This is a genomic window from Mycobacterium sp. ACS1612 (assembly GCF_001667505.1).
Classification (GTDB): Bacteria; Actinomycetota; Actinomycetes; order Mycobacteriales; family Mycobacteriaceae; genus Mycobacterium.
Genome location: NZ_LZHZ01000047.1, coordinates 1 through 1,299, shown reverse-complemented (window position 1 = coordinate 1,299; position 1,299 = coordinate 1). Strand labels below are relative to the sequence as shown.

Genomic DNA, 1,299 nt, shown 5'->3' with positions numbered 1-1,299 from the left:
TGTCTTGAGTCAAGAAGTTGGCAGGTTCGTGCTGTCGAGGTAGGCCTGCTTGGGGGTGCGGTCTTCCAGTGCTTGGTGGGGTCGGATGGTGTTGTAGATGATGCGGAAGCGGTGGGCTTCCATGTCGAGGGCGTCGCCGTCACCGATGTAGCCGCCGAACAGGTGCTCGTATTTCAGTGTTCCGAAGAAGCGCTCGATGACTCCGTTCGTTTGTGGGGACTTGATCCGGGTGCGGATATGGCGCAGGACTGGATCGTGACCGGTGAATAGCGTTTGAAAGTCTTTCCCGCGGTAGCAGGGTCCGTTGTCGGAGACCAGGGCGATGGGAGCCGGCGCGCGACCGATGATGTTCTCTTCGGCATCAAAGACATCCATTTCACCTCGATCTAGCCGCAGATCGGCCAGATTGAGCACTCTGGTGGCTTCCTCGACCGCCAGGCGTACACAGTGCACGGCGTCGCGGCCGCGACCGGTAGGGCTGATTGTGATGGCCAGGCAGTATTTGGTGACGTAGTCAATGACCGCACTGATCCTCCAAATCCCGCCGTGGGCGGTTTCGAATTCAGAGAAGTCGGTCTGCCAGACCCGGTTGCGTTCTGTCGGTGGATCGCGAAAGACGCGTCGACGCAGCGCGGCCCATGATTTGCGGTCAGCACGGAAACCGTGCGGCAACAGCAGAGCGCGCCGTCGCAGCGCTCGCTGCACCGAAGAGTTCGTGACGTCGTGGCCATCGGCACGCATGAGTGCGGCGATCTTGCGGTAGCCCCAGGCCGGCCACTGCTCGGCGTACTTGGCGGCGATCGCTTCGATGCGATCGACCACCGGCGCCGGCCACGGACCCTTGGCCGGATCGCCGGCACGCAGACGTGCCAGCCGACGTCGATAGGTCCGCTCCGGGATGCCGGCCAGCGATGCGAACCTCGAAACCGGCAGTCCCGCTGCCTCTCTTAGGGTTTCGAGGTCCGCGAAGGGACTTGATCAGCCCACGCTGCCCCACGCTGCCAGATCCGCAGCTGCACCGTGGCCTCAGCCAGCGCCAGTTTCAGTTCCTCGTTTTCCTGCCGAAGCCGACGCTGCTCAGGTGTGCCAGCACGCCCGGCGGGCCCACCGGGCACTTCCTCCATTCGTTGTGCACCGGCCTCAAGGAATTGGTGCTTCCATTTCGTCACCTGGGTCGAGGCCACCCCGCACCGTCGGGCGGCCTCCGCGCCGGTCATCTCCCCGGCCAATACCGCCAGCACCAGCCGCGTCTTCTCCTCGGCCGGGATCTTCGTTCGTCGTGATCGGACCATGATCCAC

Annotated in this window: 2 protein-coding genes; both read right to left on the bottom strand. The window is 63.7% G+C overall.

All coding sequences use genetic code 11. The annotated features are described in order from the left end of the window. Positions 1 to 9: 9 nt before the first annotated feature. Positions 10 to 822, bottom strand: a complete 813-nt coding sequence (locus A5724_RS18605; RefSeq protein WP_082965139.1) for an integrase core domain-containing protein — start codon at positions 820 to 822, stop codon at positions 10 to 12. A 125-nt stretch (positions 823 to 947) separates the two neighbouring features. Continuing rightward, a partial coding sequence (locus A5724_RS18600; RefSeq protein WP_197518718.1) for a helix-turn-helix domain-containing protein occupies positions 948 to 1,299 on the bottom strand: 352 nt, incomplete at its 5' end.